A 15,758-nucleotide genomic window follows, 5' to 3' on the forward strand; every position below is an offset into this window, starting at 1 on the left:
GAACGGAGTCCGCCATGGACGACCTCGGCATCCACGCCACTGCTCTGACCAAGTCCTACGGCGCCCTGCGCGTCCTCGACGGCATCGACCTCGCCGTCCCGCGCGGCAGCGTCCTCGCCCTCCTCGGACCCAACGGCGCCGGGAAGACCACCACCGTCCGGATCCTCGCCACCCTCACCGAGCCCGACTCCGGCACCGCGCGGGTCGCGGGTCACGACACCGCGTCCGAGCGGGCCCGCGTTCGCCGCTCCATCAGCCTCACCGGGCAGTCCGCGGCCGTCGACGAGCTCCAGACCGGCGCCGAGACCCTCCGCATGATGGGCCGGCTCCACGGGCTGCGGCCCCGCGCGGCCCGGGCGCGGGCCGACGAGCTGCTGGAACGATTCGGGCTCGCCGAGGCCGGCGGGCGCACGGCGAAGTCCTACTCGGGCGGCATGCGCCGCCGCCTCGACCTCGCCGCGAGCCTGGTCTCCCGACCGGAAGTGATCTTCCTGGACGAGCCGACCTCCGGGCTCGACCCGCGCAGCCGCCAGGACCTGTGGAACCTCGTACGGGAACTGCGCGCCGACGGCACCAGCGTGCTGCTCACCACCCAGTACCTGGAGGAGGCCGACCGCCTCGCCGACCGCGTGGCCGTCCTGGCCGGCGGACGGATCGCCGCCGAAGGCACTCCCGGGGAGCTCAAGTCCCGCGTGGCGGGCCACCGCCTCGACCTGACCCTCGCCAGCCGGACCGCCTACGACGCACTGGCCCCGCGCGCGCTCCGCCTCTCGGCGGGGGAACCCGCGGCCGTCGCGGAGGGCCTCACCCTCGCACCGGAGGAGCTCGGCCTCAGCCTGCCCACCGACGGCAGCGCCGCCCACGTCCGGTCCCTGCTCGACGAACTCGACCCCGACCACACGGCCGTGGACCGCTTCTCGGTCCGCGGCGCCACCCTCGACGACGTGTTCCTCACCCTGACGGGAGCCGCTCCGTGACCACTTCCACGACCACTCCAGCGACCACGTCCGCCCCCGCTTCCGCACCCGCTTCCGCTTCCGCGTCCGTGACGACCCGCCCCGGCGTCATCGCGGCCGCCCACACCCTCACCGGGCGCAGCCTGCGCATCAGCCGCCGCCAACCGGACGTCCTGATCACGGCGTTGATGCTGCCGGTCATGCTGATGCTGATCTTCGTCTACTTCTTCGGCGGAGCCATCGACACCGGCACGACCTACGTGACCTACGTGGTTCCGGGAGCGATGCTGCTCTGCGCCGGCTTCGGCGCGGCGAGCACCGCCGTCAGCGTCGCCACCGACATGAAGGAAGGCGTGATCGACCGCTTCCGGTCCCTGGACATCGGCGGCGTCCCGATCCTGGCCGGGCACGTCGCCGCCTCGGTCCTGCGCAACCTGGTGTCCACCGGCCTGGTCCTGGCCGTCGCCCTCGCCATCGGCTTCCGCCCCCAGGCCTCGCTGCGCGGCTACCTGGCCGCGGCCGCGCTCCTGGTCGCGTACATCACCGCGATCTCGTGGCTGGCCGCGACGCTCGGGCTGCTCGCCAAGACCCCGGAGGCAGCGGGCGGCTTCACCTTCCTGATGATGTTCCTGCCGTACCCGTCCAGCGCGTTCGTCCCCATCGACACCATGCCCGGCTGGCTCCACGGCTTCGCCGACCACCAGCCGCTGACCCCGGTGATCGAGTCCCTCCGGGCCCTGCTCCTGGCCCGGCCGGCGGGCGACGCCCCCTGGGTGGCCCTGGCGTGGTGCGCGGGCATCGGCGTGGTGTCCGTGGCCCTGTCGGCCGTGCTCTTCGAACGGCGGACGCGGTAGGCGGCGGACGGCGCGGGCGGGCGCGGTGCGCCGACACGGCACACCGCGCCCGCATCCCGACGCGTCGCTCAGTGCAGCGGGTACGAGTGCCGCCCCGTCGCCGCGTCGATCTCCGAGTGGGCCTTCTGCAGCATCTGGGACGCGATGTCCATCAGTGCGCGAGCGCCCGCGATCTCTTCCCCGACCCTCAGCTGCTCCGGGTCGGAGGGGTGACGCATGGCATAGCCGTGCGCCCGTATCTCGGAGCCGTCCCCGAGTCTGACCAGGGCCGCCGCACTGGTTCGGTGGCCCTCCTCGGTGAATTCGAGCTCCACATGCCACCCGACGAGCGTGGTCATGGCGCATCACCTCCGGGTTCGGTGCACCCTGTCTCCAGGGTGCACCTGCGCGGGAGGCGATGCGAATCGGCTCAGCCGGCGGTCTGCGTACGGCGGCGCGAGCGGCCGAAGCGGCGTACGAGCGGGGTCTCGACCCAGGCGAAGAGCCCCCAGGACATCAGGAGCGTGGCCGCTCCGACGCCCGCCAGCAGGCCCAGGGTCACGGGGAGCGAGTACATCTGGTCCTCGCCGAGCGCCCAGCGCAGCGAACACATCGTGATGTAGTGCAGCAGGTAGAAGGCGAAGGAGATCTCGCCCAGCCAGACCATCGCGCGGTGGCGGAACACACTGGGCCGCCCCTCGATGTCCGCGCTCGCGGCGGCCGCGATGAGCAGCACGATCGGCACGATCAGCACGGCGCGCTGGCCGTAGAGGTAGGGCACGTGGAAGGTCAGCCAGTAGCCGGCGGCCAGCAGCAGGCTCGACCGGATCATGCCGATGTTGCGCCAGCGCCCGTGCTTCACGGCGAGCGCCACCAGGATGCCGAGGGCGAAGTCGGCCATGCGGACCGGGGGCAGCACGTAGCTGAACCAGTACTGGGAGACCGAGCTGTCGTGGCCGCTGGGGATGCGGTCGCCGCTCGGGAAGAGGGCGTACGCGAGGGCGGGGGTGGCCACCACCGCGGCGATCGTGCCGGTGATCCAGTACTTCAGGCGGCCGGGGTCGATCCGCCGGAAGCCCGCCAAGAGGGCGGGGAAGCAGAGGTAGAACACCGCTTCCACGGCCAGGGACCAACTCGGTGCGTTCACACTGAAGTTGGTCATGAACTCGGGCCACCAGACCTGCACCATGAACAGGTTGGCCACCGCGACGCCCGCGGAGGTGTAGTACAGCGCGAACAGGGACAGGGCGAGCGCCCAGGTGACCACGTAGTTCGGGTAGATCTTCACGAACCGGCGCCGCCAGAACCCCGTCGTGGTGTCCCGGTCCCGGGCCGACCAGGTCAGGACGAACCCGCTGAGGACGAAGAAGAAGGTCACCCCGAGCCCGCCGGCCTGGGTGAACCAGCCGGCCAGCCGGTACTCGGTGGCGTCGTCCGCCAGCAGCCGCAGCGGGGGTATGGGGAGGAAGGCGTGATGGGCGAAGACCAGCAGCGCGGCGGGGAACCGCAGGCCGGTGAGCGAGTCGAGCCGGGTCGTACGGGGCGGCGGTGCGTCGGTACGGGGCGGCGCCGTTCTGGAGCGGGTCGGCGCAGAACCGGTCGAGATCTGGTCAGTGGCCATGGGCTTCCTTCGGGGATGTGGTCCTGCGGTGCGGCCCTGATTCGGCAGGTGAGCGCCTTTGTACCGGCGCCCGCTCGCGGCCCGCTCAACACGTCCGGCGGGCCGGTTCCGGCCGCTCCCCGTCGGCGCACGCGAAGGGGCCCGGGCATCCCCGCCCGGGCCCCTCCTCCGCCTGCTCGGACCTACCGCTCAGCCTGCAGCCACTGCGCGACCTCTGTCGCCCAGTACGTCAGGATCGTGTCCGCGCCCGCCCGCTTGATGCCGAGCAGGGTCTCCAGGATCGCCCGGTCGCGCTCGATCCAGCCCTTCTCCGCCGCCGCCTCGATCATCGCGAACTCGCCGCTGATCTGGTACGCCGCCACCGGGACGTCCACCGCCTGCGCGACCCGGTAGAGGATGTCCAGGTAGGGCCCGGCCGGCTTGACCATCACCATGTCGGCGCCCTCCTCCAGGTCGAGGGCGAGCTCGCGCAGCGACTCCCGGGCGTTCGCCGGGTCCTGCTGGTAGCTCTTGCGGTCGCCCTGGAGCGAGGACGCGACGGCCTCGCGGAAGGGACCGTAGAAGGCGGAGGAGTACTTGGCCGTGTACGCGAGGATCGAGACGTCCTCGTGGCCCGTCTCGTCCAGCGCGTCGCGGACGACGCCGACCTGGCCGTCCATCATCCCGCTCGGACCCACCACGTGGACGCCCGCGTCGGCCTGCACCTGCGCCATCTCGGCGTAGCGCTCCAGCGTCGCGTCGTTGTCCACGCGGCCGTGCTCGTCCAGGACCCCGCAGTGCCCGTGGTCGGTGTACTCGTCCAGGCACAGGTCGGACATGATCACCAGATCGTCGCCCACCTCCGCCTTCACGTCGCGGATCGCGACCTGCAGGATCCCGTCCGGCTCCGTGCCCGCCGTGCCCCGCGCGTCCTTGTTCTCGTCGGCCGGTACGCCGAAGAGCATGATCCCGGAGACCCCGGCCTCGACGGCCTCCACGGCGGCCTTCCGCAGCGTGTCCCGGGTGTGCTGGACCACGCCCGGCATCGCCGAGATGGCGAGCGGCTCGCTGATGCCCTCCCGGACGAACGCCGGGAGGATCAGGTCCGAGGGGTGCAGCCGGTACTCCGCGACCATCCGCCGCATCGCCGGGGTGGTGCGCAGCCGGCGGGGCCGCGAGCCGGGGAAGGATCCGTACGTGCTCATCTTCTAGTCGCCTCTTCGAGCTTCGACAGCAGTCGGGACAAGCCTAGGCGGTGTCCCGTCGATCGGGCCGGGGTCCGACACGGGCCCGAACATGCCACAGGGCCCGGGCGCGCATCGCACCCGGGCCCTGCCCACTAACACCGCTAAGGCGGCCATCAGGTCGTACGGCGCCTGCGCGCCCCCGGCCGCCGCTCGCTCGGCCGGTACACGTTCTCCCCGGCCTCCTTCGCGGCCTCGCGGCGCGCGGCCCCGTACTCCGCGAGGGCCTCCGCCAGCTTGCCCACGCTCGGCTCGGGCGACAGCACGTCGACCCGGAGCCCGTGCTCCTCGGCCGTCTTGGCCGTGGCCGGGCCGATGCACGCGATGACGGTGACGTTGTGCGGCTTGCCGGCGATGCCGACGAGGTTGCGCACGGTGCTCGACGACGTGAAGAGCACGGCGTCGAAGCCGCCGCCCTTGATCGCCTCACGCGTGTCCTGCGGCGGCGGCGAAGCGCGCACGGTCCGGTAGGCGGTGACGTCGTCGACCTCCCACCCGAGCTCGATGAGCCCGGCGACCAGGGTCTCGGTGGCGATGTCGGCGCGCGGCAGGAAGACGCGGTCGATCGGATCGAAGACCGGGTCGTACGGCGGCCAGTCCTCCAGCAGACCGGCAGCGGACTGCTCGCCGCTGGGCACGAGGTCGGGCTTGACGCCGAACTCCACCAGCGCGGCGGCGGTCTGCTCGCCGACGGCGGCGACCTTGATGCCGGCGAAGGCCCGGGCATCGAGCCCGTACTCCTCGAACTTCTCGCGCACGGCCTTGACGGCGTTGACGGAGGTGAAGGCGATCCACTCGTAGCGGCCCGTCACCAGGCCCTTGACCGCCCGCTCCATCTGCTGCGGGGTGCGCGGCGGCTCCACGGCGATGGTCGGCACCTCGTGGGGCACCGCACCGTACGAACGGAGCTGGTCGGAGAGCGAGGCTGCCTGCTCCTTGGTGCGCGGGACGAGCACGCGCCAGCCGAACAGCGGCTTCGACTCGAACCAGGACAGTTCCTCGCGGCGCGCGACGGCGCCGTGCTCACCGACCACGGCTATGACGGAGCGCGCGCCCTCGGGCGAGGGGAGGATCTTGCCCTGCTTGAACACCTGGGCGATGGTGCCCAGGGTCGCGCTCCACGTCCGCTGGCGGGTCGTCGTGCCGGCCACGGTCACGGTGAGCGGGGTGTCGGGCTTGCGCCCCGCGCCGATCAGCTCGGCCGCGGCCGCCGAGACGGTCTCCAGCGTCGCGGAGACGACGAGGATGCCGTCGCTGGCGCCCACCTCGGTCCAGCAGCGCGCGGAGGCGGTCCGCGCGTTCACGAACCTCACGTCCGCACCCTGCTTGCCGGCCAGCGGAACACCGGCGTACGCGGGCACGCCGACGGCGGTCGCGACGCCGGGGACGACCTCGAAGGGGATGCCGCCGGTGGCGCAGGCGAGCATCTCCTCGGCCGCGTTCCCGTCGAGCCCGGGGTCGCCGGTGACGGCACGGACGACCCGCCTGCCGGAGCGCGCGGCCTCCATGACAAGATTGGCGGCGTCTCGGATGACCGGGACACCGGCGGCTGCTGACTTCTCGTCAGCAACCGTCAGCTGTGGCGTGTCCACCCCCGCGCGCGCATGCGTACGTACGACTTCGAGCACCTCGGGCTCCGCGATCAGTACGTCCGCGGCGGCCAGGGCCTCCACGGCGCGAAGCGTCAGCAGTCCCGGGTCGCCCGGGCCGGCACCGAGGAAGGTGACGTGCCCCTGGACGGCGACGGACGGACACGCGGAGGTGGTTGGGCTTGTGGGGTTCAAAGCGACCGCTCCCCCATCAGACCGGCCGCGCCCTTGGCCAGCATCTCGTCCGCGAGTTCGCGGCCGAGCGCCATGGCCTCGTCGTACGACTGGGGCACGGGACCGGTGGTGGACAGCTGCACCAGCGTGGAACCGTCGAGGGTTCCCACGACTCCCCGCAGGCGCATCTCATTGACAATCTGCCCGTCGGCCAGCAGGTCGGCGAGCGCGCCCACGGGGGCGCTGCAGCCGGCCTCCAGGGCGCCGAGCAGGGCGCGTTCGGCGGTCACGGCGGCCCGGGTGTACGGGTCGTCGAGCTCGGCGAGCGCGGAGATCAGGTCCGTGTCGGACGCCAGGCACTCCACGGCCAGGGCGCCCTGGCCGGGCGCGGGCAGCATGTTGTCCACGGAGATCAGGTCGGTGGCCTCGTCGCCGCGGCCGATCCGGTTGAGCCCGGCGGCGGCCAGCACGACGGCGTCGAGCTCGCCGCTGCGCACGAACCCGATCCGGGTGTCCACGTTGCCGCGGATGGCGACGGTCTCGATGACCTTCCCCAGCGACTTGGCGTAAGCGTGCAGCTGCGACCTGCGCCGCGGCGAGCCGGTGCCGATCCGCGCACCGTCGGGCAGCTGCTCGAAGGTCAGGCCGTCGCGGGCGACGAGCGCGTCGCGCGGGTCCTCGCGCTGCGGCATGGCCGCGATCACGAGGTCGTCGGGCTGCGTGGTGGGCAGGTCCTTCAGCGAGTGCACGGCGAAGTCGACTTCGCCGCGCACCAGGGCCTCGCGCAGGGCGGTGACGAAGACGCCGGTGCCGCCGATCTGCGAAAGGCTCTCGCGGGACACGTCACCGTAGGTCGTGATCTCCACGAGCTCGACGGGCCGGCCGGTGATCGCCCGTACCGCCTCGGCGACATGCCCGGACTGGGACATGGCCAGCTTGCTGCGCCGCGTGCCGAGCCTCAGCGGCTGGTCGAGACGTGGATTCATGATGCCCGTCCTGAGTCGTGGTTCTTGTCAGCCTCGTCGGCCCGGCTGACGGAGGCCACCGTCTGCGGGTCGAGATCGAAGAGTTCGCGCAGCGCCTCGGCGTACCCGGCGCCGCCGGGCTCGCTCGCGAGCTGCTTGACGCGCACGGTGGGCGCGTGGAGGAGCTTGTCGACGACGCGCCGCACGGTCTGAGTCACTTCAGCCCGCTGCCGCTCGTCGAGATCGGGCACCCGTCCGTCGAGCCGCGCCACTTCCATGGCGACGACCTCGGCGGCCATGGCGCGCAGGGCGACCACGGTGGGCGTGATGTGCGCGGCCCGCTGAGCGGCCCCGAAGGCGGCCACTTCCGCGGCCACTATCGCGCGTACGGCGTCGACGTCGGCGGCCATGGGCGCATCGGCGCTCGCCTCGGCCAGCGACTCGATGTCGACGAGCCGCACGCCCGGAATCCGGTGCACGGCGGCATCGATATCGCGCGGCATGGCCAAGTCCAGCAGCGCGAGCCGTACGGGCTGCGCGTCCACCTGGCTCCGTACGCCCTTGCGCGGCTGCTGCCGCTGCGCGGCGGCCTCGCCCTGGTCGGCCCAGGTCCCGTGCAGCTCCAGCGACCCGGCGTCCACCCCGGCGAGCGCGGCCCGCCCATCGGCGGTCCGCCCAGGATCGGAAGCCAGCGCCTCGAGCCCCACAGGACACCCGTCCCGCTCCTCGACGACCACCTTGCTCCGCACGGCCCCGGCATCGGCAATCCGCCGCCCCTCCCCCGCCAGCACGGCAAGCCGCGCGACGAGAGCGGCGTCGACGGAATCCAGCCCCGCGACATCCTGCCGCTCAGCCGAATCCAGCCGCACGGACGAACCGGCCGCAGCCAAATCCAGCCCCGCCGGCGTTTGAGGCGCGGGGGTCCGGGGGCCGGCCCCCGGGAACGGCGCCGCACCCGCATCGGGTCCGGGGCGAAGCTCCGGGGAACGGTGGAAGGGCGGGTAGGGGACAGCCCCCGCAGGGCGCTCCTCCATGGCCGCGGCCACGTCATCCCCGGTCAGCACCAAGCCGGTGGCCCCGGTACAGGACACGACGACATCGACCCGGGCCAGCTCATCGGCGACCCCGGACATCGCAATGGCCGAAGCCGCCACCCCGGTGCCCGAGGCAACCAGAATCCCGGCCAACCGCTCCGCCCGCTCGGTGGTCCGGTTGGCGACCACGACCTCGGCGACGCCGACCCGCGCCAACGTCGCCGCCGCCAGCGAAGACATCGACCCGGCCCCGATGACGAGCGCCCGCTTCCCCGCGGCCCACTCCTCCACCGGCACCCGCACGGCGAGCTGCTCCAGCCCGAAGGTCACCAGCGACTGCCCGGCCCGGTCGATCCCGGTCTCGGAGTGCGCCCGCTTCCCCACACGCAGTGCCTGCTGGAAAAGATCGTTGATCAGCCGCCCGGCCGTATGGAGCTCCTGCCCCAGCGCCAGCGCGTCCTTGATCTGCCCGAGGATCTGCCCCTCGCCGACGACCATCGAGTCCAGCCCGCAAGCCACCGAGAACAGATGGTGGACGGCCCGGTCCTCGTAGTGCACGTAGAGATAAGGAGTGAGCTCCTCCAGCGCGACACCACTGTGCTGCGCCAGCAGCGTCGACAGCTCGGCGACACCGGCGTGGAACTTGTCCACGTCGGCGTACAGCTCGATCCGGTTGCAGGTGGCGAGCACCGCCGCTTCCGCCGCAGGCTCGGCGGCCAGCGTGTCGTGCAGCAGTTTGACCTTGGCATCGGCGGCCAGCGAAGCGCGCTCCAGCACGCTCACGGGCGCACTGCGGTGGCTCAGCCCAACGACGAGCAGACTCATGCCGGCATCACCGCCGGGACGTCCCCCTCGGGGCCGCCCTTCCGTGCGACGGCGGCGGCCCGTCCGGCGGGCGGCACGACGGCGGCGGCCGGAGCCGCACCGGTGCCGGTGCCCGGGGCGGGAACCCCGGCGGCAGCGGCGGCGGCCGCTTCCTCGCCGGCCTTGCGCTGCTCGTGGAAGGCCAGGATCTGGAGCTCGATCGACAGGTCGACCTTGCGCACGTCGACGCCCTCGGGGACGGACAGCACGGTCGGCGCGAAGTTCAGGATGGAGGTGACACCGGCGGCGATCAGCCGCTCGCTGACCTGCTGGGCGGCCCCCGCCGGGGTCGCGATGACCCCGATCGAGACGCCGTTCTCCTCGATGATCTTCTCCAGCTCATCGGTGTGCTGCACGGGCATGCCCGCCACCGGCTTGCCGGCCATGGCCGGGTCGGCGTCGATGAGCGCCGCCACGCGGAAGCCGCGCGAGGCGAAACCGCCGTAGTTGGCCAGCGCGGCGCCGAGGTTGCCGATGCCGACGATGACGACCGGCCAGTCCTGGGTCAGCCCGAGCTCGCGGGAGATCTGGTAGACGAGGTACTCCACGTCGTACCCGACGCCGCGGGTCCCGTAGGAGCCGAGGTAGGAGAAGTCCTTGCGGAGCTTCGCGGAGTTGACTCCGGCGGCCGCGGCCAGCTCCTCGGAGGACACCGTGGGCACCGATCGCTCGGAGAGCGCGGTGAGGGCACGCAAGTACAGCGGAAGCCGGGCGACAGTGGCCTCGGGAATACCTCGGCTGCGGGTCGCCGGTCGGTGAGTTCGGCCAGTTGCCACGATGCTCCTGCGGGATGAGCGGGGCTGCAGGTGGCCACTTGTCCCAGGACCACCCCGTCGAATGCAGGCTATGTCTTTGTGAACGCGTGCACAAAGATTGTGTCCGCTTTGTCCGACCAAAGTGACCGGGGTCACGCGCCTTGGGCGTATGGACCGGGAACCAACGACACGCCGAACCCGTTCAATTCCCGAAGGGGGCAAAACGGTACACACTCCTCACCAATACGCCCCCGAGACCCCATAAATCGCCCATGATGGTAACCGCCCGACGGCTCAAGCCTGCAATGCCCGTCGGAGCCGGTCAGGGTTCACCCTCCAGAAGGTGTGCTGTTCACCATCCACCAGCACGACCGGAATCTGCTCCCAGTGCAGCCGGTACAGCTCCTCATCCTCGGAAATGTCCTTCTTCTCCCACTGTGCGCCCGTCTCGGCGCACACCTTCTCCACCACTTCCTGGGCGTCATCACAGAGATGGCACCCCGGCTTCCCGATGAGCGTGACCACCCGCTCCTCGGGACGCTTCTTTCCGGCACGGCGCAGCAAAGGACTCATGCACCCATTCTCCCGCGCCGGCAGCTCGGTCACTCACTCGAGTGAGGTTCCAGTGTTCTAAGGATTGATGCGAGATCGGGCTCTACGTTGGCGTGATGGCGGCAACAACGGCGGCGGTGGCGGAGGGTGCCAAGGTTGCTCGGTTCACCTACCGGCTTCGTGTGTCATCGGCTGCGCTCGCCTTGCTGGTGGCCGAGTGGGACCGGTGCCGGTGGGTCTGGAACGAGTGCGTGGCCAAGTCCAAGCAAGTCCACACCGCAAATCGGGCCCTCCCTGAAGGCGTGACGAAGCAGACGTGCGGCCCGGCACAGCTCGACAGGATGCTGACTGATGCCCGCGCCCACACGCTGTGGCTGCGGAAGGGTGCGAGTGTCCCTCAGCAACAGCTGATCCGGGACTTCGGAAAGTCCCGGGCAAGAGCTCAGAAGGACATCAAGGACCGGTTGCCGGTGTGGCAGCGGGCCGGTCTGCCCCGATGGAAGAAGAAGCGCGATGCGGATCCGAGCCTGAACTACACCAAGCGCGGGTTCCGGATCAAAGATGGCCGCCTACATCTGGCGGGCGGGATCGTACTCACGGTGGTGTGGTCGCGCGATCTCCCAGGTGATCCGTCGTCGGTGCGCGTGTACAGGGACAGCATCGGCCACTGGTACTGCTCGTTCGTCGTGCCCACAACCACTGACTCCCTGCCCACCACCGGGCGAGTGATCGGAATCGATTGGGGAGTGACCGAGACCGCTACGACCACTTGTGACGCCCACGATCTGCCGCACCCGCAACACGGCAGGAGGGCTGCCGCGAGGTTGGCGCGATATCAGCGGGTGATGGACCGCCGCCATTCCCCGAAGGGCAAGAAACAGTCCAGGGGCTACCGGGAGGCGCGACGCCAGGCGGCGAAATTGCACAAGAAGGTCGCACGTCAGCGGCAGGACACCGCTCGCAAGTGGGCCAAGCGTGTGGTCCGCGACCACGACGCCCTGGCCGTCGAGGACTTCCGCCCCCAGTTCCTCGCCAAGTCGACCATGGCCAGGAAGGCCGCTGACGCCGCCATCGGCGCCACCAAGACGGCTCTGATCGAGATGGGCCGCAAGCACGGCCGCGCCGTGCATCTGGTCCACCCCGCGCACACCACGATGGATTGCGCGCAGTGCGGAGCGAGAGCCAAGCACACACTGCCGCTGGGTATGCGCACCTACACCTGCAACGCGTGCGGAGCTGTGTCCCCACGGGACAAGAATTCCGCACGCGTAATGCTCATCCGGGCAGGTCTGAACCCGGCCGGCGCCGAGAGCGGAAGACCTGACGAACCGCCGGTTCGTCGGGCAGCTTGAGCCGAAAATCCCCACATAGCCCGGGAGGCGCGGGAGTCCCGTTCACCTTCCAGGAGGGGAGCATTCAAACCACCGATTCCCATCGGTTCGGGAACTCCCGAACACAGTGGCTATGCTCGCGTCATGGCCGCTCTGGGATGGCTCACCCCCCGTAGGCGCTCCGCCACCGCGCGGAGCGTGCTGGCAGGCGAGGCCTCGGCCGAGGCCGCCCGCAAGACCGCGCTGGCCGACGAACCACACGGCGGCCCGGACTTCACCGGAACCACCGAAGCGGAACGCGCGGCGCAGGCGGAGCCCGAGGCTCCGCAGGAACCCGCCGTACCCGAGTTCCCCGTCGCCGGCGACGACCTGGCCGCCGCCTTCTTCGACCTCGACAACACCGTCATGCAGGGCGCCGCGATCTTCCACTTCGGCCGCGGCCTCTACAAGCGGGAGTTCTTCCGCCGCCGCGAGCTCGCCCGCTTCGCCTGGCAGCAGGCCTGGTTCCGGCTCGCCGGGGTCGAGGATCCCGAGCACATGCAGGACGCCCGCGACAGCGCGCTGTCCATCGTCAAGGGACACAAGGTCTCCGAACTGATGTCCATCGGCGAGGAGATCTACGACGAGTACATGGCGGTGCGGATCTGGCCGGGCACCCGCGCCCTGGCCCAGGCCCACCTCGACGCCGGACAGAAGGTCTGGCTCGTCACGGCCGCCCCCGTCGAGACCGCCACGATCATCGCCCGCCGGCTCGGCCTGACCGGAGCCCTCGGCACCGTCGCCGAGTCCGTGGACGGCATCTACACCGGCCGCCTGGTCGGCGAGCCGCTGCACGGCCCCGCCAAGGCCGAGGCGGTCCGCGCCCTGGCCGCCGCCGAGGGACTCGACCTCGAGCGCTGCGCCGCGTACAGCGATTCGCACAACGACATTCCGATGCTGTCACTGGTCGGACATCCGTACGCGATCAATCCCGACACAAAACTGCGCAAGCATGCCCGCACCAACGACTGGCGCCTGCGCGACTATCGGACCGGCCGCAAGGCCGTGAAGATCGGCGTCCCGGCCGCCGCGGGCGTCGGCGCGATCGCGGGCGGCACGGCCGCCGCGATCGCCCTGCACCGCCGCCGCAAGTAGTGCCTACGGGGCCCTGCCCGGCCTCCCGCCCCACCACGCCCGGCGCCCACCCATGCCCGGAGCATTCGCTCACCTCTACCCGCGCCCCCGGCGCGGCACTCCGCCCTGCCCTACTCGGTCGCGAGCCACCGTGGAAGCAGGCATTCCGCGCATCCAAGTGATCAAGAATCGATCACCATCCGTGCCTGAATATGCCCTCGACACGCAACAGAAGTGTCGTAACCGGTGATTTGAGCAACTGGGTGTAGCGCTGCCTGTACGAAGCGTTATTCTCCTCAAACGCATGCCACCGCCATCTGTCGCCACGACGGGTGAACGGTCCCGCACTGCACGTGATGGAAGCTCTGCCTCTGGGAGTCCCGTGTACCCACCTGTCGGGGTTGACGCCTCGGGCCTGGCTACGCTGCGCGCAACGGTCCTCGACCAGCTGCGCGGCTTCGTCCCCACCGCGTACACCGCCCCCGCATTCGCCACCGCGGTCCCCGCCGGACTCGGCCCGGCCGGTCCTTGCTACGCCCTGACCGACGGCGGGGCAACGGTGGGCAGACGCGGTCGCGCCGGCGGCTCGTCCGCCGGGGGCGCAGCCGCCGGGACCACCGCGCCCGCCGCCCGCCGTCCCACCGCGGACAGCGACCAGGCCCGCATGATGGACCTGGTCGAACGCGCCCAGGCCGGCGAAGCCGATGCCTTCGGTCGCCTGTACGACCAGTACAGCGACACCGTCTACCGCTACATCTACTACCGCGTCGGCGGCAAGGCGACCGCGGAGGATCTCACCAGCGAGACCTTCCTGCGCGCGCTGCGCCGCATCTCCACCTTCACCTGGCAGGGCCGCGACTTCGGCGCCTGGCTCGTGACGATCGCCCGCAACCTGGTCGCCGACCACTTCAAGTCGAGCCGCTTCCGCCTGGAAGTCACCACCGGCGAAATGCTCGACGCCAACGAGGTGGAACGGTCCCCCGAGGACTCCGTCCTGGAGTCCCTCTCCAACGCGGCCCTGCTGGAAGCCGTACGGAAACTCAATCCGCAGCAGCAGGAGTGCGTGACCCTGCGCTTCCTGCAGGGCCTCTCGGTCGCCGAGACGGCCAGGGTGATGGGAAAGAACGAGGGTGCCATCAAGACCCTCCAGTACCGGGCGGTCCGCACCCTGGCCCGCCTGCTCCCCGACGACGCCCGCTGACGCCGCCCTCCTCTCACATTTCGGTACCCCTCCCTGATGACCTTGATGACACCGACGTCACTGACGCCACGCACGACACCGACATCAGTGACGAATCCAACGACGCTGTGGTCCGATCATCCTTCGTCCGTAACCCAAGTGCCGCGCCGCTCGTTGTGGGGAATGCAGGCTCCCTGTGGACAAGCCCTGCCCGAAGCCGCTCACTCGAAAGTGTGGATGTGCTCAAGGAAGGCAACCTTCCGGACACCTTGGGGAGTCGATCGTCATGACGAGAGGAGGTGCCGCCAGTGATCGCGAACGTGACTCCGCACCGGCGGGCGAACGCCTTCGCCCAGGCCCTGGAGGAGCGGACCCCGTCCGACCTTTCTGAACCGGACCCGGCGGCCGAGCAGTCCGAGGCACCTGCCGAACCTGCCGACCACGACCGGTTGTTGGCCCTGGCGAGCGTGCTCGGCGAAAGAATGCCGCGCCCGGTGCTGGACCCCGAGGTCAAAGTGGTGCAACGAGCCCAGCTCATTGCCGCCATGGAAGCCAAGGTGATGGAAGAGAGGGCCGGGGGCGGCGTGGCCGCCGACCCTCAAGTGCCCGAACAGCGGACCGGCCGCGGCGCCCACCGGGCGACCTCGCTCCGGAAATTGCGGCCCCGCTCCCGCTGGTCCAAGGGCATCGCGGCAGGCGGTCTCACCGTAGGTGTGGCCGCGGGGGCCTTCAGCGGAGTGGCCGCTGCCAGCACGGACGCCCTGCCGGGTGACCACCTGTACCCCGTGAAGCGGGGCATGGAGGACATCCGGCTCGGGATGGCCGACGACGATTCGGACCGGGGCGAGCTCTATCTCGACCAGGCCTCGAACCGCCTGTCGGAAGCCCGCCGGCTCATGGAGCGCGGCCGTCTCGGCGCACTCGACCACGAGTCCCTCGGCGAGATCCGCCGGGCCCTCGCGGGCATGAAGCACGATGCCTCGGAGGGCCACCGGCTGCTCCAGGCCGCCTACGAACGGGACGGCTCGCTCGGCCCGATCCAGGCGCTGTCCTCGTTCTCCCGCTCGCACCGGGACGCGTGGGCCAAGCTCCGGGGCAATCTCCCGGCGCAGCTCACGGACGTGGGCGGTGAGGTGGAATCGGTCTTCCAGGCCATAGACCATGACGTGGCGCCGCTCCAGAGTCTGCTTCCAAAGCCTCCGGAACAGACCCGCGGCTCCGGGCCTTCCACGAAGCCGAGCGCCCCGGCGGGCAAGCAGCAGGCGACGCCCTCCCCGGGCGCCCCGTCCGCGGCCCCCAACCCGCCCACGGACCAGACGTCGGGTTCCCCGAAGGCTCCGCCTCCGGGCGGCGGCCTCCTGGGCGGTACGGGCAATCTCCTGGACCCGCCCAAGGGCGAGTCCACCCCGTCCGAACCGGGCGCCACCCCGACGCCCGCCCGCCCCGACATCACCCTCCCGCCCCTGCTCCCCGGCCTCCTCCCAGGCCTGGGCATCAGCGCGGAAGACGCCGACTAGGGCCGAACGACGAAGAGGCCGGCGGGGCTGGAAATCCAGCCCCGCCGGCCT

Annotated in this window: 14 protein-coding genes; 6 read left to right on the forward strand and 8 right to left on the reverse strand. The window is 71.0% G+C overall.

From position 1 onward, the window contains the following. Nucleotides 1-14: 14 nt before the first annotated feature. Together OHA37_RS16200 and OHA37_RS16205 are read left to right on the forward strand one after the other, a co-directional pair. The gene (locus OHA37_RS16200) at nucleotides 15-977 is read left to right on the forward strand and encodes an ATP-binding cassette domain-containing protein (RefSeq protein WP_266905817.1); all 963 of its coding nucleotides are present in this window, start codon (nucleotides 15-17) and stop codon (nucleotides 975-977) included. A gap of 89 nt (nucleotides 978-1,066) precedes the next feature. Continuing rightward, entirely contained in the window at nucleotides 1,067-1,810 is a 744-nt protein-coding gene (locus tag OHA37_RS16205) for an ABC transporter permease (RefSeq protein WP_266912846.1), read from the forward strand. 68 nt (nucleotides 1,811-1,878) lie between these two features. Here OHA37_RS16205 and OHA37_RS16210 read toward each other — a convergent pair whose 3' ends face one another. The 8 genes from OHA37_RS16210 to OHA37_RS16245 form a co-directional block, all read right to left on the reverse strand. Continuing rightward, nucleotides 1,879-2,148: a DUF1876 domain-containing protein gene (locus OHA37_RS16210; protein WP_266905819.1), complete on the reverse strand. Its 270-nt coding sequence runs from the start codon at nucleotides 2,146-2,148 to the stop codon at nucleotides 1,879-1,881. Between the two features lie 71 nt (nucleotides 2,149-2,219). Continuing rightward, on the reverse strand, nucleotides 2,220-3,410 hold the full coding sequence (locus tag OHA37_RS16215) for an acyltransferase family protein (protein ID WP_266905821.1): 1,191 nt from the start codon (nucleotides 3,408-3,410) through the stop codon (nucleotides 2,220-2,222). Nucleotides 3,411-3,592: 182 nt separating this feature from the next. Next, a complete protein-coding gene (gene hemB / locus OHA37_RS16220; RefSeq protein ID WP_266905823.1) occupies nucleotides 3,593-4,594 on the reverse strand; it encodes a porphobilinogen synthase in 1,002 nt (333 codons plus the stop codon). Nucleotides 4,595-4,749: 155 nt separating this feature from the next. Beyond that, nucleotides 4,750-6,417, reverse strand: a complete 1,668-nt coding sequence (locus OHA37_RS16225) for a bifunctional uroporphyrinogen-III C-methyltransferase/uroporphyrinogen-III synthase (RefSeq protein WP_266905825.1) — start codon at nucleotides 6,415-6,417, stop codon at nucleotides 4,750-4,752. Continuing rightward, nucleotides 6,414-7,382: a hydroxymethylbilane synthase gene (hemC, locus tag OHA37_RS16230; RefSeq protein ID WP_266905827.1), complete on the reverse strand. Its 969-nt coding sequence runs from the start codon at nucleotides 7,380-7,382 to the stop codon at nucleotides 6,414-6,416. The genes OHA37_RS16225 and hemC overlap by 4 nt, the downstream gene beginning before the upstream one ends. Further along, entirely contained in the window at nucleotides 7,379-9,220 is a 1,842-nt protein-coding gene (locus OHA37_RS16235; RefSeq protein WP_266905829.1) for a glutamyl-tRNA reductase, read from the reverse strand. The genes hemC and OHA37_RS16235 overlap by 4 nt, the downstream gene beginning before the upstream one ends. Next, entirely contained in the window at nucleotides 9,217-10,035 is an 819-nt protein-coding gene (locus OHA37_RS16240) for a redox-sensing transcriptional repressor Rex (RefSeq protein ID WP_266905831.1), read from the reverse strand. Before OHA37_RS16240 ends, OHA37_RS16235 begins: the two co-directional genes overlap by 4 nt. A gap of 273 nt (nucleotides 10,036-10,308) precedes the next feature. Then, nucleotides 10,309-10,587: a glutaredoxin family protein gene (locus OHA37_RS16245; RefSeq protein ID WP_266905833.1), complete on the reverse strand. Its 279-nt coding sequence runs from the start codon at nucleotides 10,585-10,587 to the stop codon at nucleotides 10,309-10,311. A 95-nt stretch (nucleotides 10,588-10,682) separates the two neighbouring features. Between OHA37_RS16245 and OHA37_RS16250 the strand changes: the two genes are divergently transcribed. From OHA37_RS16250 to OHA37_RS16265, 4 genes are all read left to right on the forward strand, one after another. After that, nucleotides 10,683-11,918, forward strand: a complete 1,236-nt coding sequence (locus OHA37_RS16250; RefSeq protein ID WP_266905835.1) for an RNA-guided endonuclease InsQ/TnpB family protein — start codon at nucleotides 10,683-10,685, stop codon at nucleotides 11,916-11,918. 123 nt (nucleotides 11,919-12,041) lie between these two features. Beyond that, nucleotides 12,042-13,031 carry an HAD family hydrolase gene (locus tag OHA37_RS16255; RefSeq protein WP_266905837.1) on the forward strand — a complete coding sequence of 330 codons (990 nt, stop codon included), beginning with the start codon at nucleotides 12,042-12,044 and terminating at the stop codon, nucleotides 13,029-13,031. Nucleotides 13,032-13,392: 361 nt separating this feature from the next. Beyond that, complete coding sequence (locus OHA37_RS16260) at nucleotides 13,393-14,211, forward strand: ECF subfamily RNA polymerase sigma factor, BldN family (RefSeq protein WP_266905839.1); 819 nt, start codon at nucleotides 13,393-13,395, stop codon at nucleotides 14,209-14,211. A 287-nt stretch (nucleotides 14,212-14,498) separates the two neighbouring features. Beyond that, nucleotides 14,499-15,707, forward strand: coding sequence for a DUF5667 domain-containing protein (locus OHA37_RS16265; protein ID WP_266905841.1), 1,209 nt, complete (start codon nucleotides 14,499-14,501; stop codon nucleotides 15,705-15,707). Nucleotides 15,708-15,758 lie beyond the last annotated feature (51 nt).

The sequence above is a fragment of the Streptomyces sp. NBC_00335 genome (assembly GCF_036127095.1).
Classification (GTDB): Bacteria; Actinomycetota; Actinomycetes; order Streptomycetales; family Streptomycetaceae; genus Streptomyces.

Bases quoted from the DNA above. Each gene is read 5' to 3' on its own strand.
- hemC (WP_266905827.1), bottom strand. From the start codon at position 7,382: ATGAATCCACGTCTCGACCAGCCGCTGAGGCTCGGCACGCGGCGCAGC.
- OHA37_RS16215 (WP_266905821.1), bottom strand. From the start codon at position 3,410: ATGGCCACTGACCAGATCTCGACCGGTTCTGCGCCGACCCGCTCCAGA.
- OHA37_RS16255 (WP_266905837.1), top strand. From the start codon at position 12,042: ATGGCCGCTCTGGGATGGCTCACCCCCCGTAGGCGCTCCGCCACCGCG.
- OHA37_RS16245 (WP_266905833.1), bottom strand. From the start codon at position 10,587: ATGAGTCCTTTGCTGCGCCGTGCCGGAAAGAAGCGTCCCGAGGAGCGG.
- OHA37_RS16250 (WP_266905835.1), top strand. From the start codon at position 10,683: ATGGCGGCAACAACGGCGGCGGTGGCGGAGGGTGCCAAGGTTGCTCGG.
- OHA37_RS16200 (WP_266905817.1), top strand. From the start codon at position 15: ATGGACGACCTCGGCATCCACGCCACTGCTCTGACCAAGTCCTACGGC.
- OHA37_RS16235 (WP_266905829.1), bottom strand. From the start codon at position 9,220: ATGAGTCTGCTCGTCGTTGGGCTGAGCCACCGCAGTGCGCCCGTGAGC.
- hemB (WP_266905823.1), bottom strand. From the start codon at position 4,594: ATGAGCACGTACGGATCCTTCCCCGGCTCGCGGCCCCGCCGGCTGCGC.
- OHA37_RS16210 (WP_266905819.1), bottom strand. From the start codon at position 2,148: ATGACCACGCTCGTCGGGTGGCATGTGGAGCTCGAATTCACCGAGGAG.